Origin of the sequence: Pseudomonas sp. BNK-15 (genome assembly GCF_047456105.1) — a bacterium.
GTDB classification, from domain to species: domain Bacteria; phylum Pseudomonadota; class Gammaproteobacteria; order Pseudomonadales; family Pseudomonadaceae; genus Aquipseudomonas; species Aquipseudomonas putida_E.
Genome location: NZ_CP179898.1, coordinates 1,334,338 through 1,361,070, shown reverse-complemented (window position 1 = coordinate 1,361,070; position 26,733 = coordinate 1,334,338). Strand labels below are relative to the sequence as shown.

The 26,733-nt window shown below is 61.1% G+C and carries 22 protein-coding genes, 2 tRNA genes and 1 pseudogene; 21 read left to right on the top strand and 4 right to left on the bottom strand.

Annotation, left to right across the window (positions count from 1 at the left end; genetic code table 11):
- The first annotated feature begins 5 nt into the window (after positions 1–5).
- The 14 genes and pseudogenes from ACMGF5_RS06135 to ACMGF5_RS06070 all read left to right on the top strand — a co-directional run bounded on the left by ACMGF5_RS06135 (position 6) and on the right by ACMGF5_RS06070 (position 16,078).
- Entirely contained in the window at positions 6–1,439 is a 1,434-nt protein-coding gene (locus ACMGF5_RS06135; RefSeq protein ID WP_046788099.1) for an N-acetylmuramoyl-L-alanine amidase, read from the top strand.
- Positions 1,436–3,337 (top strand): DNA mismatch repair endonuclease MutL, encoded by a 1,902-nt coding sequence (gene mutL / locus ACMGF5_RS06130; protein WP_414157654.1) that lies wholly within the window; start codon positions 1,436–1,438, stop codon positions 3,335–3,337. Before ACMGF5_RS06135 ends, mutL begins: the two co-directional genes overlap by 4 nt.
- Before the next feature lies 1 nt (position 3,338).
- The gene (gene miaA / locus ACMGF5_RS06125; protein ID WP_115273763.1) at positions 3,339–4,310 is read left to right on the top strand and encodes a tRNA (adenosine(37)-N6)-dimethylallyltransferase MiaA; all 972 of its coding nucleotides are present in this window, start codon (positions 3,339–3,341) and stop codon (positions 4,308–4,310) included.
- Between the two features lie 94 nt (positions 4,311–4,404).
- A complete protein-coding gene (gene hfq / locus ACMGF5_RS06120; RefSeq protein WP_003258160.1) occupies positions 4,405–4,665 on the top strand; it encodes an RNA chaperone Hfq in 261 nt (86 codons plus the stop codon).
- A 12-nt stretch (positions 4,666–4,677) separates the two neighbouring features.
- On the top strand, positions 4,678–5,979 hold the full coding sequence (gene hflX / locus ACMGF5_RS06115; protein WP_012316478.1) for a ribosome rescue GTPase HflX: 1,302 nt from the start codon (positions 4,678–4,680) through the stop codon (positions 5,977–5,979).
- 96 nt (positions 5,980–6,075) lie between these two features.
- On the top strand, positions 6,076–7,257 hold the full coding sequence (hflK, locus tag ACMGF5_RS06110) for an FtsH protease activity modulator HflK (protein WP_046788096.1): 1,182 nt from the start codon (positions 6,076–6,078) through the stop codon (positions 7,255–7,257).
- Positions 7,257–8,126: a protease modulator HflC gene (hflC, locus tag ACMGF5_RS06105; protein ID WP_046788095.1), complete on the top strand. Its 870-nt coding sequence runs from the start codon at positions 7,257–7,259 to the stop codon at positions 8,124–8,126. The genes hflK and hflC overlap by 1 nt, the downstream gene beginning before the upstream one ends.
- A 290-nt stretch (positions 8,127–8,416) precedes the next feature.
- Positions 8,417–9,604 carry an ATP phosphoribosyltransferase regulatory subunit gene (locus tag ACMGF5_RS06100; RefSeq protein ID WP_012316475.1) on the top strand — a complete coding sequence of 396 codons (1,188 nt, stop codon included), beginning with the start codon at positions 8,417–8,419 and terminating at the stop codon, positions 9,602–9,604.
- Between the two features lie 56 nt (positions 9,605–9,660).
- Positions 9,661–10,953 (top strand): adenylosuccinate synthase, encoded by a 1,293-nt coding sequence (locus ACMGF5_RS06095; protein WP_012316474.1) that lies wholly within the window; start codon positions 9,661–9,663, stop codon positions 10,951–10,953.
- A 525-nt stretch (positions 10,954–11,478) separates the two neighbouring features.
- Positions 11,479–12,171 (top strand): annotated as a pseudogene (locus tag ACMGF5_RS06090) (methyl-accepting chemotaxis protein); the annotation flags it as partial.
- A gap of 21 nt (positions 12,172–12,192) precedes the next feature.
- Complete coding sequence (locus ACMGF5_RS06085) at positions 12,193–13,077, top strand: methyl-accepting chemotaxis protein (RefSeq protein WP_371926677.1); 885 nt, start codon at positions 12,193–12,195, stop codon at positions 13,075–13,077.
- A 374-nt stretch (positions 13,078–13,451) separates the two neighbouring features.
- Entirely contained in the window at positions 13,452–13,943 is a 492-nt protein-coding gene (locus tag ACMGF5_RS06080; protein ID WP_414157653.1) for an Hcp family type VI secretion system effector, read from the top strand.
- 9 nt (positions 13,944–13,952) lie between these two features.
- Entirely contained in the window at positions 13,953–14,930 is a 978-nt protein-coding gene (locus tag ACMGF5_RS06075) for a hypothetical protein (protein WP_414157652.1), read from the top strand.
- 491 nt (positions 14,931–15,421) lie between these two features.
- Positions 15,422–16,078, top strand: coding sequence for a Bax inhibitor-1 family protein (locus ACMGF5_RS06070; RefSeq protein ID WP_281870265.1), 657 nt, complete (start codon positions 15,422–15,424; stop codon positions 16,076–16,078).
- A gap of 105 nt (positions 16,079–16,183) precedes the next feature.
- Here ACMGF5_RS06070 and ACMGF5_RS06065 read toward each other — a convergent pair whose 3' ends face one another.
- From ACMGF5_RS06065 to ACMGF5_RS06050, 4 genes are all read right to left on the bottom strand, one after another.
- Positions 16,184–17,749 (bottom strand): ABC transporter permease, encoded by a 1,566-nt coding sequence (locus ACMGF5_RS06065; protein ID WP_115273766.1) that lies wholly within the window; start codon positions 17,747–17,749, stop codon positions 16,184–16,186.
- Positions 17,749–18,762, bottom strand: coding sequence for an extracellular solute-binding protein (locus ACMGF5_RS06060; RefSeq protein ID WP_012316468.1), 1,014 nt, complete (start codon positions 18,760–18,762; stop codon positions 17,749–17,751). The genes ACMGF5_RS06065 and ACMGF5_RS06060 overlap by 1 nt, the downstream gene beginning before the upstream one ends.
- Before the next feature lie 184 nt (positions 18,763–18,946).
- Positions 18,947–19,033, bottom strand: a tRNA-Leu gene (locus ACMGF5_RS06055).
- Positions 19,034–19,120: 87 nt separating this feature from the next.
- A tRNA-Leu gene (locus ACMGF5_RS06050) sits at positions 19,121–19,207 on the bottom strand.
- Positions 19,208–19,478: 271 nt separating this feature from the next.
- Between ACMGF5_RS06050 and rnr the strand changes: the two genes are divergently transcribed.
- From rnr to dnaB, 7 genes are all read left to right on the top strand, one after another.
- On the top strand, positions 19,479–22,058 hold the full coding sequence (gene rnr / locus ACMGF5_RS06045) for a ribonuclease R (RefSeq protein WP_414157651.1): 2,580 nt from the start codon (positions 19,479–19,481) through the stop codon (positions 22,056–22,058).
- Positions 22,055–22,801 carry a 23S rRNA (guanosine(2251)-2'-O)-methyltransferase RlmB gene (gene rlmB, locus ACMGF5_RS06040; protein WP_012316466.1) on the top strand — a complete coding sequence of 249 codons (747 nt, stop codon included), beginning with the start codon at positions 22,055–22,057 and terminating at the stop codon, positions 22,799–22,801. Before rnr ends, rlmB begins: the two co-directional genes overlap by 4 nt.
- 308 nt (positions 22,802–23,109) lie before the next feature.
- Positions 23,110–23,535 carry a 30S ribosomal protein S6 gene (rpsF, locus tag ACMGF5_RS06035; protein WP_003249557.1) on the top strand — a complete coding sequence of 142 codons (426 nt, stop codon included), beginning with the start codon at positions 23,110–23,112 and terminating at the stop codon, positions 23,533–23,535.
- Positions 23,536–23,563: 28 nt separating this feature from the next.
- The gene (gene rpsR / locus ACMGF5_RS06030) at positions 23,564–23,794 is read left to right on the top strand and encodes a 30S ribosomal protein S18 (RefSeq protein ID WP_003249563.1); all 231 of its coding nucleotides are present in this window, start codon (positions 23,564–23,566) and stop codon (positions 23,792–23,794) included.
- A gap of 33 nt (positions 23,795–23,827) precedes the next feature.
- On the top strand, positions 23,828–24,691 hold the full coding sequence (locus tag ACMGF5_RS06025; RefSeq protein ID WP_046787807.1) for a hypothetical protein: 864 nt from the start codon (positions 23,828–23,830) through the stop codon (positions 24,689–24,691).
- Positions 24,692–24,711: 20 nt separating this feature from the next.
- On the top strand, positions 24,712–25,158 hold the full coding sequence (gene rplI, locus ACMGF5_RS06020) for a 50S ribosomal protein L9 (RefSeq protein WP_012316464.1): 447 nt from the start codon (positions 24,712–24,714) through the stop codon (positions 25,156–25,158).
- Between the two features lie 113 nt (positions 25,159–25,271).
- Positions 25,272–26,669, top strand: coding sequence for a replicative DNA helicase (gene dnaB / locus ACMGF5_RS06015; RefSeq protein ID WP_046787808.1), 1,398 nt, complete (start codon positions 25,272–25,274; stop codon positions 26,667–26,669).
- The last annotated feature ends 64 nt before the right edge of the window (positions 26,670–26,733 follow it).

Genomic DNA, 26,733 nt, shown 5'->3' with positions numbered 1-26,733 from the left:
TAGGTATGCGCATACGCGCACTGGTCGCTGTCGTTGGTCTGCTGCTGACAGCGGTGACTGTTGACGCTCTGGCCGTCACTCAAGTCAAGAGCATGCGTCTGTGGCGCGCGCCGGACAACACGCGGCTGGTCTTCGACCTGTCTGGCCCCGTGCAGCATAGCGTCTTCACCCTCAGCGCACCGGATCGCCTGGTAATCGATATCAACGGGGCGACCCTGGCCGCGCCACTGAACGTGTCCACCTCGAATACACCCATCAGCAACGTGCGCTCGGCCCAGCGTACGGCGACTGACCTGCGGGTGGTGGTCGACCTGAAAAAGTCGGTCACGCCCAAGAGTTTCACCCTGGCGCCCAATGCTCAATACGGCAACCGCCTGGTGGTCGACCTCTATGACCAGGAAGCCGATGCCATCGCCGCCACGGCGCCTGCTGCACCGCCAACGCCTGTGCGAACCCCGGCGACCACGCCGGCGGTGCCGGTAAGCCCGGCCCAGCCGGCGATCAAGCTGCCGCCTGTGCCCAGCGGCAAGCGCGACATCGTGGTCGCCATCGACGCCGGTCATGGCGGTGAGGACCCGGGTGCTTCGGGATCGCGTGGCCAGCATGAGAAAGACATCGTGCTGCAGATCGCCAAGGAACTGCAGCGCCAGATCAATACCGAGAAGGGCTACCGTGCCGAACTGACCCGCACTGGTGACTACTTCATTCCGCTGCGCAAACGTACCGAGATCGCCCGCAAGAAAGGCGCCGACCTGTTCATCTCGATCCACGCCGACGCTGCACCGTCGCGGGCCGCTTTTGGCGCCTCGGTGTTCGCCCTGTCGGACCGTGGCGCCACGTCCGAGACCGCCCGCTGGCTCGCCGATGCGGAAAACCGCTCCGACCTGATCGGTGGCGCTGGTAACGTCAGCCTCGACGACAAAGACCGCATGCTTGCAGGCGTGCTGCTCGACCTGTCGATGACCGCGACGCTCAGTTCCAGCCTCAACGTCGGGCAAAAAGTGCTGGGCAACATGGGGCGCATCACCTCGCTGCACAAGCAGCGTGTCGAGCAAGCAGGTTTCATGGTGCTGAAGTCGCCGGACATTCCGTCGATCCTGGTCGAAACCGGGTTCATCTCCAACAACAACGAAGCCGCCAAGCTGGCCACGCGCAGCCATCAGCAGGCACTGGCCCGCTCGATCCATACCGGTGTGCGCCAGTACTTCCAGCAGAACCCGCCGCCTGGTACCTACATCGCCTGGATGCGCGACAGCGGCAAGATCGCGCAGGGGCCACGTGAGCACACGGTACGTCCGGGCGAGACCCTGGCGATGCTTGCCGTGCGCTACCAGGTCAGCGTGGCTAGCCTGCGCAACACCAACAGCCTCAAGAGCGATGAGCTGAAGGTCGGTCAGCACCTCAATATTCCCTCGACGACCCTGGCCTCGCAGCAATGAGTGGGGGGTCGCGCATCCAGCTGCTCAGCCCGCGGCTGGCCAACCAGATTGCCGCCGGTGAGGTGGTCGAACGCCCGGCTTCGGTGGCCAAGGAGTTGCTGGAGAACAGTCTGGACTCCGGTGCCCGACGCATCGATGTCGAAGTGGAGCAGGGCGGCGTCAAGTTGTTGCGGGTACGTGACGACGGCAGCGGTATTTCCGCTGACGACCTGCCATTGGCTCTGGCCCGGCACGCCACCAGCAAGATCCGTGAGCTGGAAGACCTCGAAGGTGTGCTGAGCCTGGGCTTTCGTGGCGAGGCCCTGGCCTCCATCAGCTCGGTGGCGCGCCTGACCCTGACGTCGCGCACCGCCAGTGCAAGCGAAGCCTGGCAGGTCGAGACCGAAGGTCGCGACATGACTCCGCGTGTGCAGCCTGCCGCACACCCTGTCGGCACCTCGGTGGAAGTGCGTGACCTGTTCTTCAATACCCCGGCCCGTCGCAAGTTTCTCAAGGCCGAAAAGACCGAATTCGATCACCTGCAGGAAGTCATCCGGCGCCTGGCCCTGGCCCGCTTCGATGTGGCCTTCCACCTGCGGCACAACGGCAAGAGCATCCTCAGCCTGCACGAGGCGCATGATGAAGCGGCCCGTGCGCGGCGGGTCGGCGCCATTTGTGGCGGGGGCTTCATGGAGCAGGCGCTGCCGATCGATGTCGAGCGTAACGGCCTGCGCCTGTGGGGCTGGGTTGGCCTGCCGACTTTCTCGCGCAGCCAGGCAGACCTTCAGTACTTCTTCGTCAACGGCCGTGCGGTGCGCGACAAGCTGGTAGCCCATGCGGTGCGCCAGGCTTACCGTGATGTGCTGTTCAATGGCCGTCACCCCACGTTCGTGCTGTTCCTTGAGCTTGAGCCCAACGGCGTCGACGTCAACGTGCACCCGACCAAGCACGAAGTGCGTTTCCGTGAGGGGCGTTCGGTTCACGATTTTCTCTACGGCACGCTGCACCGTGCCTTGGCCGACGTGCGCCCGGAAGACCATCTGGCGTCGGCGCCTGCCGCCGCTGCCGAGGTCGTCCGCCCGACGGGGCAACAGGCGGGCGAATTCGGCCCGCAAGGCGAGATGCGCCTGGCCTCGCCGGTGCTCGAACAGCCCCAGGTGGCCCAGCATTCGATTTCCAACGGCGGCAGTGGCGCAGGTTACCAGTACCAGTACACCCCCCGGCCATCACAGCCGTTGCCCGCTGCCGAGGCCCAGGCGGTCTACCGCGAGTTCTACAAGCCGCTGAACGATGACGCTGCCGGGCCTGCGACATTGCCGCAGAGCCAGGGCGACATCCCGCCCTTGGGGTACGCTCTGGCCCAGCTCAAAGGCATCTACATTCTCGCCGAGAATGCTGCCGGCCTGGTGCTGGTCGACATGCATGCAGCCCACGAGCGGATCATGTATGAACGGCTCAAGGTGGCGATGGCCAGCGAGGGCCTGAGTGGCCAGCCGCTGCTGGTGCCCGAGTCACTGGCGCTGAGCCAGCGCGAGGCCGATTGCGCCGAGGAGCATGCCCAGTGTTTCCAGCGCCTGGGCTTTGAGTTGCAGCGCCTGGGCCCCGAGACGCTGGCGATCCGCCAGATTCCTGCCCTGCTCAAGCAGGCCGAGGCCAACCGCCTGGTCCAGGACGTGCTTGCCGACCTTATGGAGTACGGCACCAGCGATCGCATTCAGGCGCACCTCAACGAACTGCTCGGTACCATGGCCTGTCACGGCGCCGTACGTGCCAACCGGCGCCTGGCGATTCCTGAAATGAACGCCCTGTTGCGCGACATGGAAAACACCGAGCGTAGCGGCCAGTGCAACCATGGCCGACCGACCTGGACCCAGATGGGCCTGGACGACCTGGACAAACTTTTCCTGCGCGGTCGATGACATGAGCGGCAAGCCCCCAGCAATATTCCTCATGGGCCCGACGGCGGCCGGCAAGACCGACCTTGCCATCGAGCTGACCAAGGTCCTGCCCTGCGAGCTGATCAGCGTCGACTCGGCCCTCGTCTACCGCGGCATGGACATCGGCAGCGCCAAGCCCTCCAAGGAGGTATTGGCTGCCCATCCACATCGTCTTATCGATATTCGCGACCCTGCCGAGAGCTACTCGGCTGCGCAGTTTCGCACCGATGCCCTTCAGGCCATGGCCGAAATCACCGCGCGCGGCAAAGTCCCGCTGCTGGTCGGTGGCACCATGCTCTACTACAAGGCATTGATCGATGGCCTGGCGGACATGCCGCCGGCCGACGCTGCGGTGCGTGCCGAGCTCGAGGCCCGGGCGCAGGCGCTGGGTTTGGCCGAGTTGCACCGCCAGCTCGCCGAAGTGGACCCGGAGTCGGCCGCACGCATCCACCCCAACGACCCGCAGCGCCTGATCCGTGCGTTGGAGGTCTATCATGTGAGTGGCGAGAGCATGACAGCCCATCGCCAGCGTCAATTCGCGGAAAGTAGCGGCGCAGACGCAGGCGCTGGCGGGCATTTGCCCTATACTGTCGCGAGTTTGGCGATTGCTCCTACAGATCGTCACATTCTGCATCAGCGAATTGCGTTACGATTTTCGCAGATGCTGGAACAGGGCTTCGTCGACGAGGTCCGATCGCTGCGAGCCAGAAGTGACTTGCACGCCGGGCTGCCGTCTATACGGGCAGTGGGATATCGGCAGGTCTGGGACTACCTCGACGGCAAGCTGACTGAGAATGAGATGCGCGAACGCGGTATCATTGCTACTCGCCAGCTGGCCAAGCGTCAGTTCACCTGGTTGCGCGGTTGGTCCGACGTGCACTGGCTCGACAGCCTGGCCTGCGACAATCTGTCCCGCACCTTGAAATACCTTGGGGCCATCTCCATATTGAGCTGAGTCCCTGCTGATTGCCGTCTATTCTTCCGAAGGGGCGGCCTAACTTATCGATTTTTTTGATTTTCTACTATTTATCCTTACAGGAGTGCGGCATATGTCAAAAGGGCATTCGCTACAAGACCCTTACTTGAACACCTTGAGAAAAGAAAAGGTCCCGGTTTCGATCTATCTGGTCAACGGGATCAAGCTGCAGGGCTCGATCGAATCGTTCGACCAGTTCGTGGTGCTGCTGAAGAACACCGTCAGCCAGATGGTCTACAAGCACGCGATTTCGACCGTGGTTCCAGCCCGTCCGGTTCGCCTGCCAAGCCCGTCCGATTCCGAACACGGCGACAGCGAACCAGGCAACGCCTGATAGGAGCCTGCATTGTTCTTTGAGCGCCACGGTGGTGGTGAGCGGGCGCTGCTCGTTCACTTGGAAGGTCAGAACCCTGAGGCGCGCGAAGACCCGCAGGAGTTTCAGGAACTGGCATTGTCGGCCGGAGCCGACATCGTCTCGCTGGTCACAGTGGCAAGGCATCAGCCTACCGCCAAATACCTGATTGGCAGCGGCAAGGTCGAGGAATTGCGCGACCTGGTCAAAGCCGAACAGGTTGACCTGGTGATTTTCAATCACACCCTCACGCCCAGTCAGGAGCGCAACCTCGAACGAGTCTTCGAGTGTCGCGTGCTTGATCGTACCGGGCTGATTCTCGACATCTTCGCCCAACGGGCGCGTACCCATGAAGGCAAGCTGCAGGTCGAACTGGCCCAGCTCGAGCACATGAGCACGCGGCTGGTGCGCGGCTGGACCCACCTCGAGCGTCAGAAGGGTGGTATCGGTATGCGCGGCCCGGGTGAAACCCAGCTGGAAACCGACCGGCGCCTGTTGCGGGTGCGCCTGCGGCAGATCAAGTCGCGCCTGGAAAAGGTTCGCAGCCAGCGTGAGCAGGCTCGCCGGGGTCGTCGCCGCGCGGATATCCCGTCGGTATCGCTGGTGGGTTACACCAACGCTGGCAAGTCCACGTTGTTCAACGCGCTGACTGAATCCGACGTGTACGCCGCCGACCAATTGTTCGCCACCCTCGACCCGACCCTGCGCCGGCTCCAGCTCGACGACCTTGGGCCTATCGTGCTGGCTGACACCGTGGGCTTCATTCGCCACCTTCCGCACAAGCTGGTCGAGGCATTTCGGGCTACGCTCGAAGAGTCGAGCAACTCCGACCTGCTGCTGCATGTGATCGACGCCCATGAGCCTGAGCGCATGGAGCAGATCGAGCAGGTGCTGGCAGTATTGGGCGAGATCGGTGCCGAAGGCTTGCCGATCCTCGAGGTCTATAACAAACTCGACCTGCTTGAAGATGTCGAGCCGCAGATCCAGCGCAATGCCGATGGCAAGCCGGAGCGGGTCTGGGTATCGGCTCGAGATGGCCGTGGCCTGGAGCTGGTTGGTCAGGCCATTGCCGAGTTGCTGGGGGATGATCTTTTTGTCGGTACCCTGTGCCTGGAGCAGCGTTTTGCCCGCTTGCGCGCGCAATTCTTTGACTTGGGTGCGGTGCAGAGTGAAGAGCATGACGAAGAAGGGCGCAGCCTGCTGAGTGTGCGATTGCCCAGGGTCGAGTTGAATCGCCTGGTCAGCCGCGAAGGCATGGAGCCGCAAGTGTTTGTCGAGCAACACACTTTGCAATAAATGCCCGCCGAGGTCGTCGGGCAGCAGTGGCAGGCATTCTGTAGCATTGGACGGCGCGCCGTGGGCGCGTCTTTGCTTTATCAGATGGAGAGCGCTATGGCTTGGAACGAGCCGGGTGGCAACTCGAACAATCAGGATCCCTGGGGCGGCCGCCGCGGTGGTGGTGGCGGTGGTGGCGATAAAAAAGGCCCGCCGGATCTGGACGAGGCCTTCCGCAAACTGCAGGACAGCCTTAACGGCATGTTCGGCAGCGGCAAGAAACGTGGCGGCGGTGACCGCAATGTCGGCAAGGGCGGTGGCTACGGCCTGCTGGGCATCGGCCTGGCGGTACTGGCTGCCATCTGGCTGTACAGCGCCGTGTACGTGGTCGACGAGCAGGAGCAGGCCGTTGTGCTGCGCTTCGGCAAGTACTATGAAACGGTCGGTCCCGGCCTGAACATCTACTTCCCGCCGATCGATCGCAAGTACATGGAAAACGTCACGCGTGAGCGTGCCTATACCAAGCAGGGCCAGATGCTCACCGAAGACGAGAACATCGTCGAGGTGCCACTGACCGTCCAGTACAAGATCACCAACCTGCAGGACTTCGTGCTCAACGTCGACCAGCCCGAGGTCAGCCTGCAGCATGCCACCGAAAGCGCCCTGCGCCACGTGGTGGGTTCCACCTCGATGGACCAGGTGTTGACCGAGGGTCGTGAGCAGATGGCCGTGGATATCCGCGAACGCCTGCAGCGCTTCCTCGACAACTACCGTACCGGTATCACGGTCACCCAGGTCAACGTACAGAGCGCGGCAGCCCCGCGTGAAGTGCAGGAAGCCTTCGACGACGTGATCCGTGCCCGCGAAGACGAGCAGCGTGCCCGTAACCAGGCCGAATCCTACGCCAATGGCGTGGTGCCGGAAGCCCGTGGTCAGGCCCAGCGCATCATCGAGGACGCCAACGGTTACCGCGACGAAGTCATCGCCCGCGCCAAGGGTGAGGCGGACCGCTTCACCAAGCTGCTCGCCGAGTACCGTAAGGCACCGGACGTGACCCGTCAGCGTCTGTATCTGGAGACCATGCAAAAGGTTTACAGCAATACCAGCAAGGTCATGGTGGCAACCAAGGACGGGCAGAACAACCTGCTCTACCTGCCGCTGGACAAGATGGTCGAAGGCGGCCGCAACACGTCCGCGCCGGCTGCCAGTGTGTCGCCGTCGGCCAATGATGCTGCCGCACGTGCGGCGCAGGACCTGCAACAGCAACAGCAGCAGATGCGCACTAGGGAGAGCCGCTGATGAGCAATAAATCGCTGATCGCCCTGATCGCAGCTGTGGTGCTGGCCGTCGTGGCCTGGAACAGCTTCTACATCGTGGCCCAGACCGAACGTGCGGTACTGCTGCAATTCGGCCGTGTGGTCCAGGCGGATGTCCAGCCTGGCCTGCATGTGAAGATTCCTTATGTGAACCAGGTGCGCAGGTTCGACGCCCGCCTGATGACCCTCGACGCCCCGACCCAGCGGTTCCTGACCCTGGAGAAAAAAGCGGTGATGGTCGACGCCTACGCCAAGTGGCGCGTTCAGGATGCCGAGCGTTTCTATACCGCGACTTCCGGCCTCAAGCAGATCGCCGATGAACGTCTGTCTCGTCGCCTGGAAAGCGGCCTGCGTGACCAGTTCGGTAAGCGTACCCTGCACGAAGTGGTTTCCGGTGAACGTGACGCGCTGATGGCTGACATCACGGCATCACTGAATCGCATGGCCAGTAAGGAGCTGGGTATCGAGGTGGTGGATGTGCGCGTCAAGGCCATCGACCTGCCGAAGGAAGTCAACCGCAGTGTGTTCGACCGTATGAGCACCGAGCGTGAGCGCGAAGCCCGCGAGCATCGTGCCAAGGGTAACGAGCTGGCAGAGGGTATCCGTGCGGATGCCGACCGTCAGCGCCGCGTACTGCTGGCCGAAGCCTATCGTGAAGCGGAAGAAACCCGCGGTGATGGTGATGCCCAGTCGGCCGCCATCTATGCCAAGGCTTACACCCAGGACGCTGAGTTCTATGCGTTCTACCGTAGCCTTCAGGCATACCGCGAGAGCTTCTCCAGCAAGAGCGATGTCCTGGTCCTGGATCCGAAGAACGAGTTCTTCCGCTTCCTGGACAAGAGCAGGCCCTGATGCTCTGATCGGGAAATGCCCCGCCTGGCAGCTAAAACACCAGGCGGGGTGCATCCTGATTAAAAAGGGGTGTATGATGAGGCAGCCGGGAAATTTCCCGGCTTTTTTGCGTCTGCAAGGTTGATTGGCAAAGCGCCAGTTGACGGTTTGGTCAGTTCGCAAGGCAATTCGAGGGTATTGGGTACGGTGGCGGCGCTGGGATCAGTGCTGCCTGCTGCTGTGCGCCAATGCCTGCTTCACTGACGGCTCGCCTGCAGGCAAGCCGCCCGGACCAGAGGGGAAATGGCGTAATGGCAACGGTAGACCGCTGGCTACTGCCAGATGGCATCGAGGAAGTACTGCCACCTGAGGCTGCGCGTATCGAGATCGCGCGTCGTCAGGTGTTGGACCTGTTCCAGAGTTGGGGCTACGAACTGGTCGTCACCCCGCATATCGAGTACCTGGAGTCGCTGCTTACCGGCGCCGGCCAGGACCTGGATCAGCGCACCTTCAAGGTGGTGGACCCGCAGTCCGGTCGCCTGATGGGCTTCCGTGCCGACTTTACCCCGCAGGTGGCGCGCATCGACGCCCACACCTTGCGCCGCGAAGGCCCGAGCCGTCTGTGCTATGCCGGCAGTGTGCTGCACGCCCAGCCGCGTGCGCTGTCCACCTCGCGCAGTCCGATCCAGCTCGGTGCCGAGCTGTACGGCGACGCCAGCCCTACCAGTGACGTCGAAGTCATCAGCCTGATGCTCGCCACGCTGCAGCTGACCGACGTCGCGGATGTGCACATGGACCTCGGTCATGTCGGTATCTACCGTGGCCTGGCGCGTGCCGCCGGCTTGTCCGGCGCAGTCGAACAGCAGCTGTTCGATGCCCTGCAGCGCAAGTCGGTCGATGAAGTGCAGGCACTGACTGCCGACTTGCCGAAGGACCTGGGCAACATGCTGCGCGCTCTGGTCGAGCTGTGCGGTGGCCGCGAAGTGCTGGCCGAAGCCCGTGTGCGCTTGGGTCGTGCCCCGGCCAGCGTGCTGGCGGCGCTTGACGACCTGTTGGCGATCGCTGATCGCCTGGCGTCGCGCTACCCGGAGCTGCCGCTGTACTTCGACCTTGGCGAGTTGCGTGGCTACAACTACCACACCGGTGTGGTGTTCGCCGTGTTCGTGCCTGGCGAAGGTCAATCGATCGCCCAGGGCGGGCGCTACGACGACATCGGCGCAGATTTCGGTCGGGCACGCCCGGCCACCGGTTTCTCCACGGATTTGAAGACCCTGGTCACACTGGGGCGAGCGGAGGTCGTATTGCCAGCTGGCGGCATCTGGATGCCCGACAGCGGTGACGCGGCCCTCTGGCAGCAGGTCTGCCAGTTGCGCAACGAGGGCCAGCGTGTGGTCCAGGCTCTGCCTGGCCAGCCGTTGAGTGCTGCTCTCGAGGCGGATTGTGATCGGCAATTGATTCAGCAAGACGGGCGCTGGCAGGTTCTGCCGCTGACCCATTGAGTTTCTGCGTCGGCAGTAGGCCGGCAACCAAGTTTGCGTGAATGAGGACCAATGTAATGGGTAAGAATGTCGTCGTCCTGGGCACCCAGTGGGGTGATGAGGGCAAAGGCAAGATCGTCGATCTGCTGACCGAACATGCTGCCGCCGTAGTGCGCTACCAGGGTGGCCACAACGCGGGCCACACGCTGGTGATCAACGGTGAAAAAACCGTTTTGCACCTGATCCCGTCCGGCATCCTGCGCGAAGGCGTGCAGTGCCTGATCGGCAACGGCGTGGTCGTTGCGCCCGATGCCCTGATGCGTGAAATCACCAAGCTGGAAGAGAAGGGCGTACCAGTGCGCGAGCGCCTGCGCATCAGCCCGGCTGCTCCGCTGATCCTGTCGTACCACGTGGCCCTGGACCAGGCCCGCGAGAAAGCCCGTGGCGAAGCCAAGATCGGCACCACCGGCCGTGGTATCGGCCCAGCCTACGAAGACAAGGTTGCCCGTCGCGGCCTGCGCGTTGGCGACCTGTTCCACCGTGAGCGTTTCGCCGCCAAGCTGGGGGAGCTGCTGGATTATCACAACTTCCAGCTGGTGAACTACTACAAAGAGCCGGCCATCGACTTCCAGCAGACCCTGGACGAGTGCATGGCTTACGCCGAGCAGCTCAAGCCGATGATGCTCGATGTCACCGCCGAACTGCACAACCTGCGTCGCGCTGGCAAGGACATCATGTTCGAAGGTGCCCAGGGCTCGCTGCTGGACATCGACCACGGTACCTACCCGTACGTCACCAGCTCCAACACCACTGCTGGCGGTATCTCCACTGGTTCTGGCGTTGGCCCGATGTACCTGGACTACATCCTCGGCATCACCAAGGCCTACACCACTCGCGTCGGTTCCGGTCCGTTCCCGACCGAACTGTTCGACGAGACGGGCGCCACCCTGGCCAAGCGTGGCCACGAGTTCGGTTCGACCACCGGCCGTGCCCGTCGTTGCGGCTGGTTCGATGCCGTCATTCTGCGTCGCGCCATCGACGTCAACAGCATCTCGGGCATCTGCCTGACCAAGCTGGACGTACTGGACGGCCTGGAAACCATCAACATCTGTGTCGGCTACAAGAACGAGAACGGCGCGGTCATCGACGCACCGTCCGACGCTGACAGCTACATCGGCCTGGAGCCGGTGTATGAAGAGATGCCAGGCTGGAGCGAGTCGACCCTGGGCGCCAAGACCCTGGAAGAGCTGCCAGCGGCTGCCCGCGCTTACATCAAGCGCATCGAGGAGCTGACCGGCGCGCCGATCGATATCATCTCCACCGGCCCGGACCGCAACGAGACCATCGTGCTGCGTCATCCGTTCGCCTGATCTGCCACCTGGCTGATCTGACGCCGCGCTCTTGAAAGGGAGCGCGGCGTTTTTGCATCTGCTCGATGCTGACAATGGCACTGCTTAACCTTGGCGTTTATCCCTGCTGTGTCCGGCACAACCCTTGCTGTAAGAAGTTTCTGTAGATGCCATCAAAATAGTGGCGCCAGAAAGCACGAGGGTTTCACCGTGTCTGCCATCCTCTCACTGTTACGAAGCCGCCTCTTGCGGCCTGTGTTTGTTGCCCTTGGTATCGCTCTTTTGGTGCAGGTAGTGGTTGCCGTTGCGCTGACCCGAAGCACTGTCACCGCCCTTGAGGCCGACCTGGGCGAGCGCCTGGGCAGCGATAGCCGTAAGCTCGCCAGCGACCTTGAACAAGCTGGGCAGGACGTACGCGCCGGTCTGGACAGCCTCTCCAGCAGTACACGACAGCGCCTAAGCGCCGGGCTGTCCGAGCGGCTGCAAAGCGAGCAGCAGCAACTGCGCACCACGCTGGAAAAGAACCTCAAGGACTCGGCCAACGACATGGCCCAACTGCTGGCATCGGTCGCCCCGCGGGCTATCTGGGACAACGACGTGCCAGTGCTGTCCGATTTCGCACGTCGGGCCCAGCGCAACCCCAACGTACTGTTCGTGATCTATGACGACGCCCAGGGTCAGCACTTGACCCGCTACCTGAACCGGCAGAACCCGATCAACCAGGCCTTGATGGAAAAGGGCCAGGGTGAACGGGCATTGGACAAGGTACTGGATGCCGCTCGCCGCGACCCTTCGGTGTATTTCGTCGAGGCCTCGATCAGCCCCAACGGCGCGGAAATCGGCAAGGTGCTGATGGGGGTATCCACTGCCGGTGTCGATCAGGAACTCAAAGCCTTGGACCAGCGCTTCGCTGCCTTGATCACCAGCGGTGAACAATTGGTGGGCGACAGCCTCGGTGCAGCCGCAGCCGACAGCGGCAAGGCCTTGCGCGAGCGCCTGGAAACCGCACAGGGCAGTGCTACGGCGATGCAGGCCAATACCGCACAAACCGTGCGCGACGCTGCGGCAGAGCTGCGTTGGCGCATAGGCCTGGGCCTTGTGGTGGTGGGGGTTGGCGTGCTGCTGGTAGTGGCCCTGGTGCTGGGTCGTCGCGTGCTCAGCAAGCTGCGCCTGCTGATTATCGCGCTCAACGATTTGGCTGCCGGCGAAGGTGACCTGACCAAGCGCGTCAACCTCGACAGTCGCGATGAGATTGGCGACATGGCCTCGGCGGTCAATCGCTTCGTCGACAAGTTGCAGCCGATTGTCCGCGAGGCGGGCGAAGTGGCACAGCGTACTGGTATCGAGATCGGCAGCATGACGCAGCGCAATGCAGGCGCCGATGCTGCCGCAGCGCTGCAACGCGACGAAGTGGCCGCCAGCCTGCGCGACCTGTCGAGCATGGCTGATGAGGCTCAGGCGGAAAGCCAGGCCATGCAGGCGGCGCTGCAGCAGGTGGTCGACATCCGCCAGGCGACCGATGAGAACAGCCGTGCTTCGACGCAACTGGCCGGCATGATCGAGAACCTGGCTGGCCAGGTCGAAACCGGCTCGCAGGTGATCGAACGGCTGGCCAAGCAGAGCGAGCAGATCGAAGTGGTGCTGACCGTGATCCACGGTATCGCCGAGCAGACCAACCTGCTGGCGCTCAACGCAGCCATTGAAGCCGCAAGAGCCGGTGAGACCGGGCGCGGGTTTGCCGTGGTGGCCGATGAGGTGAGGGCATTGGCGAGCAAGACGCAAAGCTCTACCGGCGACATCCAGGCGCATATCGCGGCGCTGCAGAAGGGCGCCAAGGAGGCCGTGACAACCATCGGCCAGGCCGGCTTGAAGGCCAGCGAAGGCCTGCGAGTGCTGCGCGATAACGAGCGCCGGCAGCAGTCGGTGCAGGCGGCGGTGGAGCAGGTGCATGCGGCGATCGGCCTGGCGACTCGGGCGGCAGAACAGCAGGCACATGGCGCCCAGGCGGTGCGTGGACGGGTTGAGAATATTCATGCCCAGGCAGAGCGTTCGGCAGAAGTGGTGATGCAGACCACAGCAAGCAGCAAGGTGCTGGATGACTTGGCGGCGCAGCTGCGGGCGAGCCTGGGGCAGTTCAGGGCTTGAGTCGAGGTGGGCTCGGGTTGTTCGCCTTTGGTTTTTTTGTGCGCCTTTGGGACCGAGCGCCGCCCGCGCGGCGCTAGGTTTCATAAACGCTGGAGATGTCGAGGCGAGCACCTGCGCCCCCTGATACGTTCCTCTCATCAACCACTGAACATCGTTCAGCCCGATCAAGCGCCTTTATCGTCAAATTTGTAGGCTATTTCCTAATTTGACCTCCAACGTCTGCGTTCTATTGCGTCTGCAGTTAGGTACGGCTAGTGTCAACTGGGCCTCAAGCCTGGCGGCATGCCCTGCTTCGCCTCTTGAGGAACAACGTCAGATCGACGCTGTCCGAGCACCGTCGTTTTCAGACCAATCGTTACCAGGGAGAGGTACACATGGCTTTCGACGCCTATATCCACATCGCGGAAATCACTGGCGAAGCGCTGGACCAGCAATACGCCAACTGGATCGAAATCGTCGGCTACAAATTCGGTGCCAGCCAAAGCACGTCTGCCACCGCAAGTTCTGCGGGTGGCGCATCTTCAGGGCGCACCACCCCTCACCAATTTCACCTTCACCAAATACCTCTGGACAGTGCCAGCTGCAAGCTTCTTGAAGCCAGTTGTGCGGGCCAGCACCTGAAGGAAGTGAAGCTGGTGGTGTGTCGCGCCGGTACCGACAAGCTCAAGTACTACGAAGTCGTGCTCGAAGAAGTGATCATCGCTGACTACGCCCAGAGCGCCAGTTCCGGTGTGCCGATGGAGGTCGTACAGCTCAACTACGGGCGGATCAAAACCACCTACACGCGGCAGAAGCGCCTCGACGGCAGTGCCGGTGGAAACGTGACGGGTGGATGGGACCGTATCAACAACAAAAAGTATGCGTGAGGTGCGACCATGTCCGAGGCACGCAGCTTCATCAATTCAAATGCGCAGTCATATGAGTCGCTGAAGGCCGATACGCCGATGTCGGCCAATCAGCGGGCCAAATTTGATGTGTTGAATGCACATATCGTCGATAGTGTGGTGGTGGGTGGAGAACTGATTATTGTAGGCGATCCAAGCACGCCCTCCTGTACAAGTCATGAAGCATTTTTAATGTCGCAGGCAGAAGGGATCCATCATCAACTCGAGGTCAATGGTGCTGGGGTCGATGACTTTTTGTTGGATAACTACGAGATGTTGCAAAGTTTTCTAGCCCATGCGTCGATGGGGGCAGGAGCAGTAAGTGATGGTTGGAGCAGGCACCTTGACGCAATCAAGGGAACGCTCGGGCAGATCGAGCAGCTTCATCGTGATTACTTGGGGAGTGGCACAATCAAAGCACGTGATGAATTTTATGCCAAGCGGATGGGTTTGTTCATCAGGTTGGAAGAGCAACTGGATAGGCTGGCGGCGTACGGCTCGGGCTTGCGTAAAAAAGGTACAACTAAAAGAACGCTAGGGATTTCCACGAAGAGTTATCTGCACTCCGGTGAAATTGTTGGGTATGCGGAAAAGCTCGCTGGAGTTTCTAAGGCTGCAAATCTCATAAAGAAGGGCACTTATATCGGCATCGGACTCGATGTGGCTGCAACAGGGTTGAGTATCCATAAAGCATGCACCTTTGGGCGAGAAGATGAGTGCACGCGAGCCAGGTATGTCGAAGGGGGCGCTTTGATAGGTAGCGTTGGCGGCAGCACCGTTGGGGGAGCGGTTGGAGGTGCTATCGCTACAGCGGTGTGCGCGGCGGTGTTGGGTATTCCTACTGGAGGCAGTGGTGCATTAGCGTGTGCTGTATTGGGCGGGACTGTAGGTGGCAAGATTGGTGGGGAGAAAGGTGGACAAGGCGGAGAATATTTTGGTGACGTACTTTATCGTAGTCTAAACCCATGACAATTAGTGTAGTGGATCTGGTTGTGTTGGGGTGTTTTGTTTTGGCGGTCCTATCGCTCTTGGTGTTGGTGTATTTGTCGTATCGTCATCTAGAGCTCATAGAATCCATGCTTTCCAGCTCTAGTTTTGTGATGGGGAATAAAAACCTATATTCGCGGGCGGGCTTGATTGGGCGTGTCATGCGGATTTGTACGGTCTCAATATTGCTGACTATGCCAAAGATATTCGTGTATAGAGGGCTGGTTGATTCAAGAGAGGTAGATAGTTTTCCGGTGGCGATGCGGTGTCTATTGGTTGTGCTGTGGAATCTTATGATCATCTCATTTTTAATTTTTGTCTGTATGAGTGAGTATTAATTAGATGGCGGCGAATGTTGGCGGGATGGTGCGTGTCGCGGGTGTCTGCAATTAGCAGCTCGGTGGTCATGGGGCGTTCAAACTACGTCATTCTGATTGAAATTTATAGAGGCAGTATCCAGGAGCACAGCGAGCATGCTGGAAAACGAAACTTTCAACCGAGTCGGAACCAATCATCAGATTTCTGCCAACACCTACAATCTCATCCTCGGCGCAGTACTGCTGTGGGGCTTTGCCGTCAACTGGTATCTGGTGGCCACGGTGCCAGCTGAGATCGTTCGGGCCATACCCATGATGCTGTTTTTGGTGGGTTACATGATCACGGCGATGACGGGTGTCGCCATCATCTTCAAATCTGAAAAACCGCTGTACAGCTTTCTTGGATATAACCTGATCGTGCTTCCGATCAGCTTGCTGCTTGTCGTCGTCCTCCCGGACTATTCGCATGAAAACATCGTGCAGGCAGCGCAAACGACCGCTTTGCTGACCGTGGGCATGATGCTGCTGGGTACGGTGTTTCCCGGCTTCTTCAAGCGTATCGAAGCGTCACTGTTCATTGCCTTGGTAATTACTATTGTCGTCGAGTTGGGGCAAGCCCTGTTGTTCGGCACCCACCTGGCGGCAATGGATTGGATCGTTGCAGCTATCTTCTGTGGTTATATTGGGGTGGATTGGGGGCGTGCGAACCAAATCGAGCGTACCGTGGATAATGCAATCGACAGCGCCGCCTCGCTTTATCTAGACATTATCAATCTGTTTCTGCGGGTCTTGCGGATCATGTCCAGGAAGTGACTTGTGCAGGCCGCGGCAAGCGTTTGCCCCTGATATTGGTGATAGCCTTTTTGTGTGTACAGCGCCTAGTGACGGTCCAGGCTGTTCGGCAGCCTGGACAGGTTCTCACGCCTTGTTCAAATACATCCGCGTAGTCAGCAGATACACCGGCAACCCCGAAACCACAATCAACAACGCCGCATAAGGCGCCGCCGCTGCGAACTCGACGTTGGCGGTATGCGCCCAGACCTCGGTGGCCAAGGTGGTCATGCCCGTCGGGCTGAGCAGCAGGGTGGCAGTCAGCTCCTTCATGGCATCGAGGAACACCAGTGCGAAGGCGGCCGCCAATGCCGGGAAGATGATCGGCAAGGTCACCCGGCAGAACGCCGCGAAACTGCTGGCACCCAGGGTGCGGGCCGCTTCTTCCAGGGTTGGCGATGCCTTGTTCAACGCGGTGCGCACAGGGGCCTGCGCCAAAGGCAAGAACAACAGCGCATAGGCCAGCAGCAGCAATGCAGTGGTCTGGTACAGCGCCGGCACGTAGTGCAGGGAAAACACTACCAGCGTCAGGGCGATCACCAGGCCGGGCAGGGCATGCAGCAGGTACGGCAGACGCTCGGCCCAGATCGCCAGGCGGCCTTTGTAGCGCACCACCAGGAAGCTTACCGGCAACGCCAGCAGCACGCAGAAGCCGGCGCCGCCCAGTGACACCGACAGGGAGGTCAGCAGCGCCTTAGAAATCTCCGCCACCGGGAACGCCGCCGAAGACCCCACGCTCAGCCAGTAACCGAGCATGGCCAGTGGAATACCGCTGCCCAGTATCGCCAGGCCCAGGCAGAACAGTTGCGCCAGCGGCGCCCAGCTACCCAGGCGTACCGGCTGCGCGCGGCGTGCCACGCCCTGGCCGATGCGTACGTGGCGGGCCTTGCCGCGCACCTTCAGTTCCAGCCAGAGCATCACCAGGCACAGTGCCAGCAGTACCGCCGAGAGCATGGCGGCGTTGGCGTTGCTGAACTCCAGCTCGAACTGTTGGTAGATCGCCGTGGTGAAGGTCTGCAGGCCCAGGATCGACAACGCGCCGAACTCTACCAGCATGTGCAGGGCGATCAGCAATGCGCCGCCGAGCATCGACGGCCACAGCAGCGGCAGGGTGACCTTGGTGAAAACGCCCCAGCGGCTGCAGCCCAGCGTACGCGCCGACTCCTCAAGCGAAGTGTCGAGGTTGCGCAGGGTGGCGGCCACCGGCAGGAATATCAGCGGGTACTTGGACAGGGCCATGACCAGGATAGCTCCGCCCAGTCCCTCGAAGTCCGAGCTCAGCGACACCCAGGTAAAGCTGCTGACGAACGAAGGTACGGCGAATGGCAGGCATAGCACTACGCCCCACAGCCGACGGCCCGGCAGGTTGCTGCGTTCGAGCAGCCACGCCAGCGCCAGGCCAACCACCATGCACGCCAGCGTCACCCCGACCATCAGCATCAGGGTGTTGCGCATCAGGCCCCAGACGAACGGGCGCCAGAGCAGGTGCAAGGCTTCTCGCCAGCCGGCTTCCCAGGCTTTCATCGCGACGTACAGCAATGGCAGCAAGCTCATCGCCACCAGAAACAGTACAGGCAGCACCACCCAGATGGAGGGGCGCTTGCGGCGCGGTACGAAGCGTACCGGCACCGGCTCGGACAGGGCGGCGGTCATCAGAGCAGGCCGACCTCGCGTTCAAGCTCCAGCGCTTCCTCGGCATTGCCCAGGTCGGCCGGCGAGATTTTCGGCGGGCGCAGGTCTTCGAACGGCTTCAGGCCACGGTCGGAGACCATGCCTTTGTGCAGCGGGTATTCAGCGGTGGTCTGGGTGATCACACGCTGACCTTCTTCGCTGGCCATCCAGTTGAGCAGGGCCTGCGCTTCTTTCGGGTGCTTGCTGGCCTTGACCGCTGCGGCGCCGGAGATGGTCACCAGGCCACCGGCATCGCCGTCGGCCAGGTAATACAGCTTCGAATCGAGCTTGCCGCGCTCGCGCTCCAGGGCGTACCAGTAGTAGTTGTTCACCAGCACGGCGGCGACTTCGCCTTTTTCCACGGCCTTGAGTGCGACCATGTTGTTGGTGTAGGTCTTGCCGAAGGCTTTCAGGCCGGTCAGCCACTCTTCGGCAGCGTCACGCCCGTGCATCTTGAGGATGGCCACGGCCTGTTCCTGGAATGCACCGCTGGTCGGTACGAAACCGACCTTGCCGTCCCACTCGGGGTTGGCGAAATCCATTACCGATTGCGGCAAGTCTTTCTCGTCGATCTTCTTCGGGTTGAACACCACCACGCGGGTGCGGGCGGTCACGCCCATCCAGGAGCCGTTGGCGGCAACGTATTCCTTGGGCAGCATGTTCAGCGTGGCGTCATCGATCTTCGCCAGCAAGCCCAGTTCGCCCAGGTTGTTCAGTGGTGGCGATTCTTCGGTGTAGATGATGTCGGCCGGCGAGCGGTCGCCTTCCTCGATGATCTGGCTGGCCAGCTGATTGCTGCTGCCTTTGCGGATATTGATATGGATGCCGGTCTTGGCCTCGTAGGCCTTGGCGATGGCTTCGCCGATTTCCTTGTGTTGACCGTTGTACATGGTCAGAGTGACCGGGTCGTCTGCCATGGCGGCCGGAGCGCCCATCACCAGGCTAAGGACAGCGGCGGCCAGGGTGCGCATCAGCGGTTGCGGACGGATCGTCATGCGGGTACTTCCTCGCTTACGGCTACATATTTGGAAACAATGGTAAACGAAATCGTTTCTCAAGTGGCCGTGTGACGAGAAATTCATGGTTAGCCCATCGTCGGATGGCTGGCCATGCAGGGGAGGGTGACACAAAAATCGCAGGCAAGAAAAAACCCACTAGCAAGCTAGTGGGTTTTTTGAATGGTGCCCAGGAGAAGACTCGAACTTCCACGACCGTTAAGTCACTGATACCTGAAACCAGCGCGTCTACCAATTCCGCCACCTGGGCAAAGCTTTACATCGTCTGATGAAGGCGACTATCGTTCGCTTTCACACAGTAGTAACAGATCCTTGGTCATCTGTTACTTGAAATACTTGGTGCCCAGGAGAAGACTCGAACTTCCACGACCTTGCGGTCACTGATACCTGAAACCAGCGCGTCTACCAATTCCGCCACCTGGGCACACATTCGAGATAAAAAGATGCTTTACAGCGCCGTTCATCTCTACTACAACTTCGGGGTTGTCCGTCGTTGTGGTGCGCACTATACGGACGCTCCCAGGGGCTGTAAAGCCCTTGATCAAAAAAAATTTCAAAAAATTCAACTTGTTGATTCCACACGCCTATTGCCGCACTGCGGACATGCTGCTGGGGCTGTCCAAGCCCGACATTTCCGGTTTCAATAGGCCTATGCCAGAATTCATATCTATATACCCCAAGGTGAACCCCTTCTGATGGCCGATTGGCAATCCCTCGATCCCGAGGCCGCTCGCGAAGCGGAAAAATACGACAACCCTATCCCCAGCCGTGAGCTGATCCTGCAGCGCCTTGCCGACCGTGGCGAACCGGCCGCGCGCGAGGAGCTGGCGGCCGAGTTCGGTCTTTACGAAGAAGACCAGATCGAAGCTTTGCGCCGTCGTCTGCGCGCCATGGAGCGTGACGGCCAGCTTATCTATACCCGGCGCGGCACCTATGCCCCGGTAGACAAACTGGACCTGATCTGCGGCCGTATCTCCGGCCACCGCGACGGTTTCGGCTTCCTTATCCCTGACGATGGCAGCGACGACCTGTTCCTCAGCCCGTCGCAAATGCGCCTGGTATTCGATGGCGACCGTGCCTTGGCGCGTGTCTCGGGGCTCGACCGCCGTGGCCGCCGTGAAGGTGTGCTGGTAGAAGTCATTTCCCGCGGCCACGAAAGTGTGGTCGGCCGCTACTTCGAAGAAGGCGGCATCGGTTACGTGACGCCGGACAACCCGAAGATCCAGCAGGAAGTGCTGGTGACCGCGGGTCGTAACGGTGGCGCCAAGATCGGCCAGTTCGTCGAGATCAAGATCACCCACTGGCCAACCCCGCGGTTCCAGCCACAAGGCGATGTGGTCGAAGTGATCGGCAACTACATGGCGCCGGGCATGGAAATCGATGTTGCCCTGCGCAGCTATGACATCCCGCACGTCTGGCCCCAGGACGTGATCAAGGAAGCGCGCAAGTTCCGCTCCGATGTCGAAGAGAAGGACAAGGAAAAGCGTATCGACCTGCGCCACTTGCCCTTCGTCACCATCGACGGCGAAGATGCCCGCGACTTCGACGACGCTGTTTATTGTGAGCCGCTTGGCAAGCTGCGGCTGTTCTCTGGTGGCTGGCGCCTCTATGTGGCCATCGCTGACGTGTCCAGCTACGTGCGTCTGGGCTCAGCCCTGGATGTCGAGGCGCAGCAGCGTGGCAACTCGGTGTACTTCCCCGAGCGTGTTGTCCCGATGCTCCCCGAGGAGCTGTCCAACGGCCTGTGCTCGCTGAACCCGCACGTCGATCGCCTGGCCATGGTCTGCGAAATGACCATGAACAAGGCCGGCCAGATGGTCGACTACCAGTTCTACGAAGGTGTGATCCATTCTCATGCCCGCCTGACCTACAACAAGGTCAGCAGCATGCTCGAGCATGCCCGTACCCGCGAGGGCAAGGCGCTGCGCGAGGAGTACCAGGAGGTCCTGCCGGACCTGAAGAACCTGTACAACCTGTACAAGGTGCTGCTCGATGCCCGTCACGCCCGCGGCGCCATCGACTTCGAAACCCAGGAAACCCGCATCATCTTCGGTGAAGAGCGCAAGATCGCGGAAATCCGCCCGACCGTGCGCAACGATGCCCACAAGCTGATCGAGGAATGCATGCTGGCGGCCAACGTCGCCACGGCCGAGTTCCTCAACAAGCATGGCGTGCCGGCGCTGTACCGCGTGCACGATGGCCCGCCACCGGAGCGCCTTGAAAAGCTGCGTGCCTTCCTCGGCGAGCTGGGCCTTAGCTTGCACAAAGGCAAGGACCCTTCGCCCAAGGACTACCAGGCACTGCTTGCAAGCATTGCCGGGCGCCCGGACTTCCACCTGATCCAGACGGTGATGCTGCGTTCGCTGAGCCAGGCGGTATACAGCACCGACAACAACGGCCACTTCGGTTTGAACTACGAGGCGTACACGCACTTTACCTCGCCGATCCGTCGTTACCCGGACCTGCTGGTGCACCGCGCCATCCGCAGCATCATCCGTTCCAAGGTCGATACTCCGCACGTCAAGCGTGCCGGCGCCATGAGCATTCCCAAAGCGCGTATCTATCCGTACGACGTGAACACCCTCGACCAGCTCGGCGAGCAGTGCTCCATGACCGAGCGCCGCGCCGACGAAGCCACCCGTGACGTGGTCAACTGGCTCAAGTGCGAGTTCATGAAGGACCGTGTGGGCGAGACCTTCCCGGGTGTGATCACTGCGGTCACCGGTTTTGGGCTGTTTGTCGAGCTTACCGATATCTACGTCGAAGGCCTGGTGCACGTCAGTGCGCTGCCGGGTGACTACTACCACTTCGACCCCGTGCATCACCGCTTGTCGGGTGAGCGCACCGGGCGTAGCTTCCGTCTGGGCGACACCATCGAGGTCAAGGTCATGCGCGTTGACCTAGACGAGCGCAAGATCGACTTCGAAGTGTCCGATCAGCAGCTCGCTGCGCCGATAGGGCGCAAGGGCCGTGGCGCCGCACCGGCTGCAGAAAAGCCCGAGCAGCAGCCAGTGGTGGAGGCCAAGGCCACACCGAAACCGCGCAGCCGCAAGAGCGAGACCGCCGAGGCTTACTTCCCGAAAGATGCCGTGCAGCGTAATGCTGAAGTGCGCAAAAGTCGCGAAATGAAGAAGGCGCTGATGACCGACGCGCGCACTGGCGGCAACGCCGGCAGCAAGTCGGACAAAGGCGGCAAGCCCTCCGGCAAGCCCACCAAGCACCGTAAAGGCCCGCCGAAATCCGGCGCGCCACGCAAGAGCAAGAACAAGTCATGAGTCAGCTGGAAAAAATCTACGGTGTGCATGCCGTGCAGGCGCTGCTGCAGCACCATCCGAAGCGGGTCAAGCAGATCTGGCTGTCGGAAGGGCGCAGCGAGCCACGCATCCAGGCGTTGCTGGCGCTGGCCGCAGAAAACCGTGTGCAGGTTGGCCAGGCCGAGCGCCGTGAGCTCGATGCCTGGGTCGAGGGCGTGCACCAGGGCGTTGTTGCCGAGGTCAGCCCAAGCCAGGTGTGGGGCGAATTGATGCTCGAGGAGTTGCTCGAGCGCACCGAAACGCCACCGCTGATCCTGGTGCTGGACGGCGTCACCGACCCGCACAACCTCGGCGCCTGCCTGCGCACCGCCGATGCTGCCGGGGCTACGGCAGTGGTGGTGCCCAAGGATAAATCGGCGACGCTGACACCGGTGGTGCGCAAGGTGGCCTGCGGCGCAGCGGAAGTGATTCCGCTGGTGGCGGTGACCAACCTGGCGCGTACCCTGGAGAAGCTTCAGCAGCGTGGCCTGTGGGTGGTGGGTACAGCCGGTGAGGCCGAGCAGGAGATCTATCAGCAGGACCTTACCGGCCCATTGGTGATGATCATGGGCGCGGAAGGCAAGGGCATGCGCCGGCTGACCCGTGAACACTGCGATTTCCTGGTCAAGTTGCCAATGTCGGGCAGCGTCAGCAGTCTGAACGTTTCAGTGGCTACGGGCGTCTGCCTGTTCGAGGCAGTGCGCCAGCGCCAGGCCAAGCGCTGATTTGTCGACACTGTAGCGGCCCTATCGCCGGTAAGCCGGCTCCCAAAAGCACCACGCCAGGTTCAATGGCTGTGGTGCTTTGCTGCAAGCCGGCGAGCTGGCGGTAGGGCTCGCCCAAGGTAAAGTGTTTCCGGCTGTTCAAATAATCGCCAATCACCTTGCTTGTGTGCACCGCCTTCTCTACAATTGCGCCCCTTGCCGAGCTGGCAGGCGCACATGTGCCTCCCCTCCATGGCAAGACATACAGTGTCATTCACTCCTTGTCTGACCAGATACGCTGGCAGACTACTAACCCGTAAGGAGCATTCATGCGTCATTACGAAATCATCTTCCTGGTTCACCCGGACCAGAGCGAGCAAGTCGGCGGCATGGTTGAGCGTTACACCAAGCTGATCGAAGAAGATGGTGGCAAGATCCACCGCCTGGAAGACTGGGGCCGTCGTCAACTGGCCTACGCAATCAACAATGTTCACAAGGCTCACTACGTGATGCTGAACGTTGAGTGCACCGGCAAGGCCCTGGCCGAGCTGGAAGACAACTTCCGCTACAACGATGCCGTGATCCGTAACCTCGTCATCCGTCGCGACGAAGCCGTAACCGGTCAGTCCGAGATGCTGAAGGCCGAAGAGAACCGCAGCGAGCGCCGTGAGCGTCGTGAGCGTCCTGAGCATGCTGACTCCGCCGAAGGCGACGACAGCAATGACAGCGACTCCAGCGATAACGCTGACGAGTAATCCACGGACCTTTTGAGGAGCCTATTACATGGCACGTTTCTTCCGTCGTCGTAAATTCTGCCGCTTCACTGCTGAAGACGTGAAAGAGATCGACTTCAAAGATCTCAACACCCTGAAAGCTTACGTATCCGAAACCGGCAAAATCGTTCCAAGCCGTATCACCGGTACCAAAGCTCGTTATCAGCGTCAGCTGGCTACCGCTATCAAGCGCGCCCGCTTCCTGGCCCTGCTGCCCTACACCGACAGCCACGGCCGCTGAGACCGGGTCGTCGATAAGTAGTAAGGGATAAGCATGCGAGCGTTGGCTGATTTCATCATGCGCGGTCGTGTGCAGGCCACCTTGGTGGTGGTCGTGAGTGCGGTATTACCGCTGCTGTTCTGGTTGAGTGCCGCTGCCGGGAGCCTTGTGCTGCTGCGGCGCGGGTTCAAGGACGCTTCAACGGTCATCGCTTTCGGCCTTTTGCCGGCGGTGGCCATTTGGGCCTTCGGTGATCCAAGCACCTTGCTGGTGCTGTTGGGAACACTGGGGCTGGCCGCCTTGTTGCGTGCCGGGCATTCCTGGAGCCGGGTGTTGTTGTCCAGTGTTGTGTTGGGGTTGGTCTACAGCCTCATCCTGGACGCGGTACTGCGCGAAACCTTCGAAGTGTTGGCCAAGGCGCTTTCCGAAGCGTTGCCGCAAATCGAAGGCAAGCCAGTCATTCCCGGTGAGCTGATCGGCCCTGTGCTGGTCGCTTCCACAGCGGTGATGCTGCAGTTGTTCAGCGTGCTGGCTTTGATGCTGGCGCGTTATTGGCAAGCAGCGTTGTACAACCCTGGAGGCTTCGGTCGCGAGTTTCGCGCCCTGAAGTTGCCGCGGGCAGTCATGCTGGCTCTGGTTGCCGCGATGGTGTTGGGTCCGTTCATCGGCCCGCAGTTCATCGTCCTGGCTTCCGCGTCCAGCCTGGTGCTCGTCCTGGCCGGCATCGCCTTGATGCATGGGCTGGTGGCACAGGGTCGGCTGGCCGGTTTCTGGCTGGTCGGCATGTACGTGACACTGCCGCTGATACTGCAGCTGATTTATCCGTTGCTCGTGGTTCTGGCCATTGTCGACAGCCTGATTGATTTTCGCGGTCGCAAGTCCCCTGAGGGGAATGACTCCGCGAACGGTGAAGGTTAAAAGTTAAGAGGTTTTACCAAATGGAACTGATCCTGCTGGAAAAAGTCGCTAACCTGGGCAACCTGGGCGACAAAGTTAAGGTTAAGGCTGGTTACGGCCGTAACTTCCTGCTGCCATTCGGCAAGGCCACCGTTGCCAACGCCGCCAACCTGGCTGCGTTCGAAGAGCGTCGCGCCGAGCTGGAAAAAGCAGCTGCTGACCGTAAATCGTCGGCTGAAAGCCGCGCTGCCCAACTGGCCGAGCTGGAAGTGACCATCACTGCCACCGCTGGCGACGAAGGCAAGCTGTTCGGTTCGATCGGCACCCACGACATCGCTGACGCCCTGACCGCCTCCGGCGTTGAAGTGGCCAAGGCTGAAGTTCGTCTGCCGAACGGCACCATCCGTCAGGTTGGCGAATACGACGTAGCCGTGCACCTGCACAGCGACGTTGAAGCCACCGTACGTGTGGTCGTCGTAGCTGCCTAAGCTGCGCTGACTGGGTAGCTCCTCGCGGGCTGCCCGGTTAACATCGGGCACGTCCTGTCTCTGAACAGGCCGTGCCCTTTGTCTTTTTCATCCTCCAGAATTCTTTCGTGGCCATGAACGAGATCACCAATCCCGAACAGCTAGACCTGCAAACCGCTGCCCTCAAGGTGCCGCCGCATTCCATCGAGGCCGAACAGGCCGTGCTCGGTGGCCTGATGCTGGACAACAACGCCTGGGAGCGGGTGCTGGATCAGGTTTCGGATGGCGATTTCTATCGGCATGACCACCGCCTGATCTTCCGTGCCGTGCACAAGCTGGCCGACGCCAACCAGCCGTTCGACGTCGTCACCCTGCACGAGCAACTGGACAAGGAAGGCTTGTCGACCCAGGTTGGCGGGTTGGCGTACCTGGCAGAGCTTGCCAAGAACACCCCGTCGGTTGCCAACATCAAGGCCTACGCCGCGATCATTCGCGAGCGGGCAACGTTGCGCCAGCTGATCAGCATCAGTACCGACATCGCCGACAACGCCTTCAACCCGCAAGGGCGCAATGCCGCCGAAATCCTCGATGATGCCGAACGGCAGATCTTCCAGATCGCCGAGGCACGGCCCAAGACCGGCGGCCCGGTGGGCGTCAACGAACTGTTGACCCTGGCTATCGACCGGATCGACACGCTGTTCAACTCCGACAGCGACATCACCGGTGTTTCCACCGGCTTCACCGACCTGGACGCGAAAACCAGCGGCCTGCAGGCTGCCGACCTGGTCATCGTGGCCGGCCGTCCGTCGATGGGTAAGACCACCTTCGCCATGAACCTTGTGGAAAATGCCGTGTTGCGTACCGACAAGGCGGTGTTGGTGTTCTCCCTCGAGATGCCAGGTGAATCGCTGATCATGCGTATGCTCTCGTCCCTTGGCCGCATCGACCAGACCAAGGTGCGTTCCGGTCAGTTGGACGATGACGACTGGCCGCGCCTGACGTCGGCGGTCAACTTACTCAACGACCGCAAGCTGTTCATCGACGATACCGCCGGCATCAGCCCCTCGGAGATGCGGGCGCGTACCCGCCGCCTGGCGCGTGAGCACGGCGAGATCGCCATGATCATGGTCGACTACCTGCAGCTGATGCAGATCCCGGGCTCGGCCGGTGACAACCGGACCAACGAAATTTCCGAGATTTCCCGCTCGCTAAAGGCCCTGGCCAAGGAATTCAACTGCCCGGTCATCGCCCTTTCGCAGCTCAACCGCTCCCTGGAACAGCGCCCGAACAAACGCCCGGTGAACTCCGACTTGCGTGAATCGGGTGCAATCGAGCAGGACGCCGACGTGATCATGTTCGTGTACCGGGATGAGGTTTACCACCCGGAGACCGAGCACAAAGGCGTTGCCGAAATCATCATCGGCAAGCAGCGTAACGGCCCCATCGGCTTCGTCCGCCTGGCGTTCATCGGTAAGTACACCCGCTTCGAGAACCTCGCACCGGGCATGTACAACTTCGACGACGACGAATAAATCTGCTTTCATGCAGTTGCGCATAACTCACTGAGTTTGCAAGGCCCGTTCGAAGCGACTTCAG

Coding starts and splice junctions, on each gene's coding strand:
- rplI (WP_012316464.1), top strand. CDS start 24,712: ATGGAACTGATCCTGCTGGAAAAAGTCGCTAACCTGGGCAACCTGGGC.
- ACMGF5_RS06085 (WP_371926677.1), top strand. CDS start 12,193: ATGGCCTCGGCGGTCAATCGCTTCGTCGACAAGTTGCAGCCGATTGTC.
- rlmB (WP_012316466.1), top strand. CDS start 22,055: ATGAGTCAGCTGGAAAAAATCTACGGTGTGCATGCCGTGCAGGCGCTG.
- rpsR (WP_003249563.1), top strand. CDS start 23,564: ATGGCACGTTTCTTCCGTCGTCGTAAATTCTGCCGCTTCACTGCTGAA.
- ACMGF5_RS06095 (WP_012316474.1), top strand. CDS start 9,661: ATGGGTAAGAATGTCGTCGTCCTGGGCACCCAGTGGGGTGATGAGGGC.
- hflK (WP_046788096.1), top strand. CDS start 6,076: ATGGCTTGGAACGAGCCGGGTGGCAACTCGAACAATCAGGATCCCTGG.
- ACMGF5_RS06100 (WP_012316475.1), top strand. CDS start 8,417: ATGGCAACGGTAGACCGCTGGCTACTGCCAGATGGCATCGAGGAAGTA.
- miaA (WP_115273763.1), top strand. CDS start 3,339: ATGAGCGGCAAGCCCCCAGCAATATTCCTCATGGGCCCGACGGCGGCC.
- ACMGF5_RS06080 (WP_414157653.1), top strand. CDS start 13,452: ATGGCTTTCGACGCCTATATCCACATCGCGGAAATCACTGGCGAAGCG.
- ACMGF5_RS06025 (WP_046787807.1), top strand. CDS start 23,828: ATGCGAGCGTTGGCTGATTTCATCATGCGCGGTCGTGTGCAGGCCACC.
- ACMGF5_RS06070 (WP_281870265.1), top strand. CDS start 15,422: ATGCTGGAAAACGAAACTTTCAACCGAGTCGGAACCAATCATCAGATT.
- ACMGF5_RS06060 (WP_012316468.1), bottom strand. CDS start 18,762: ATGACGATCCGTCCGCAACCGCTGATGCGCACCCTGGCCGCCGCTGTC.
- ACMGF5_RS06075 (WP_414157652.1), top strand. CDS start 13,953: ATGTCCGAGGCACGCAGCTTCATCAATTCAAATGCGCAGTCATATGAG.
- ACMGF5_RS06065 (WP_115273766.1), bottom strand. CDS start 17,749: ATGACCGCCGCCCTGTCCGAGCCGGTGCCGGTACGCTTCGTACCGCGC.
- rnr (WP_414157651.1), top strand. CDS start 19,479: ATGGCCGATTGGCAATCCCTCGATCCCGAGGCCGCTCGCGAAGCGGAA.
- rpsF (WP_003249557.1), top strand. CDS start 23,110: ATGCGTCATTACGAAATCATCTTCCTGGTTCACCCGGACCAGAGCGAG.
- dnaB (WP_046787808.1), top strand. CDS start 25,272: ATGAACGAGATCACCAATCCCGAACAGCTAGACCTGCAAACCGCTGCC.
- hfq (WP_003258160.1), top strand. CDS start 4,405: ATGTCAAAAGGGCATTCGCTACAAGACCCTTACTTGAACACCTTGAGA.
- mutL (WP_414157654.1), top strand. CDS start 1,436: ATGAGTGGGGGGTCGCGCATCCAGCTGCTCAGCCCGCGGCTGGCCAAC.
- hflC (WP_046788095.1), top strand. CDS start 7,257: ATGAGCAATAAATCGCTGATCGCCCTGATCGCAGCTGTGGTGCTGGCC.
- ACMGF5_RS06135 (WP_046788099.1), top strand. CDS start 6: ATGCGCATACGCGCACTGGTCGCTGTCGTTGGTCTGCTGCTGACAGCG.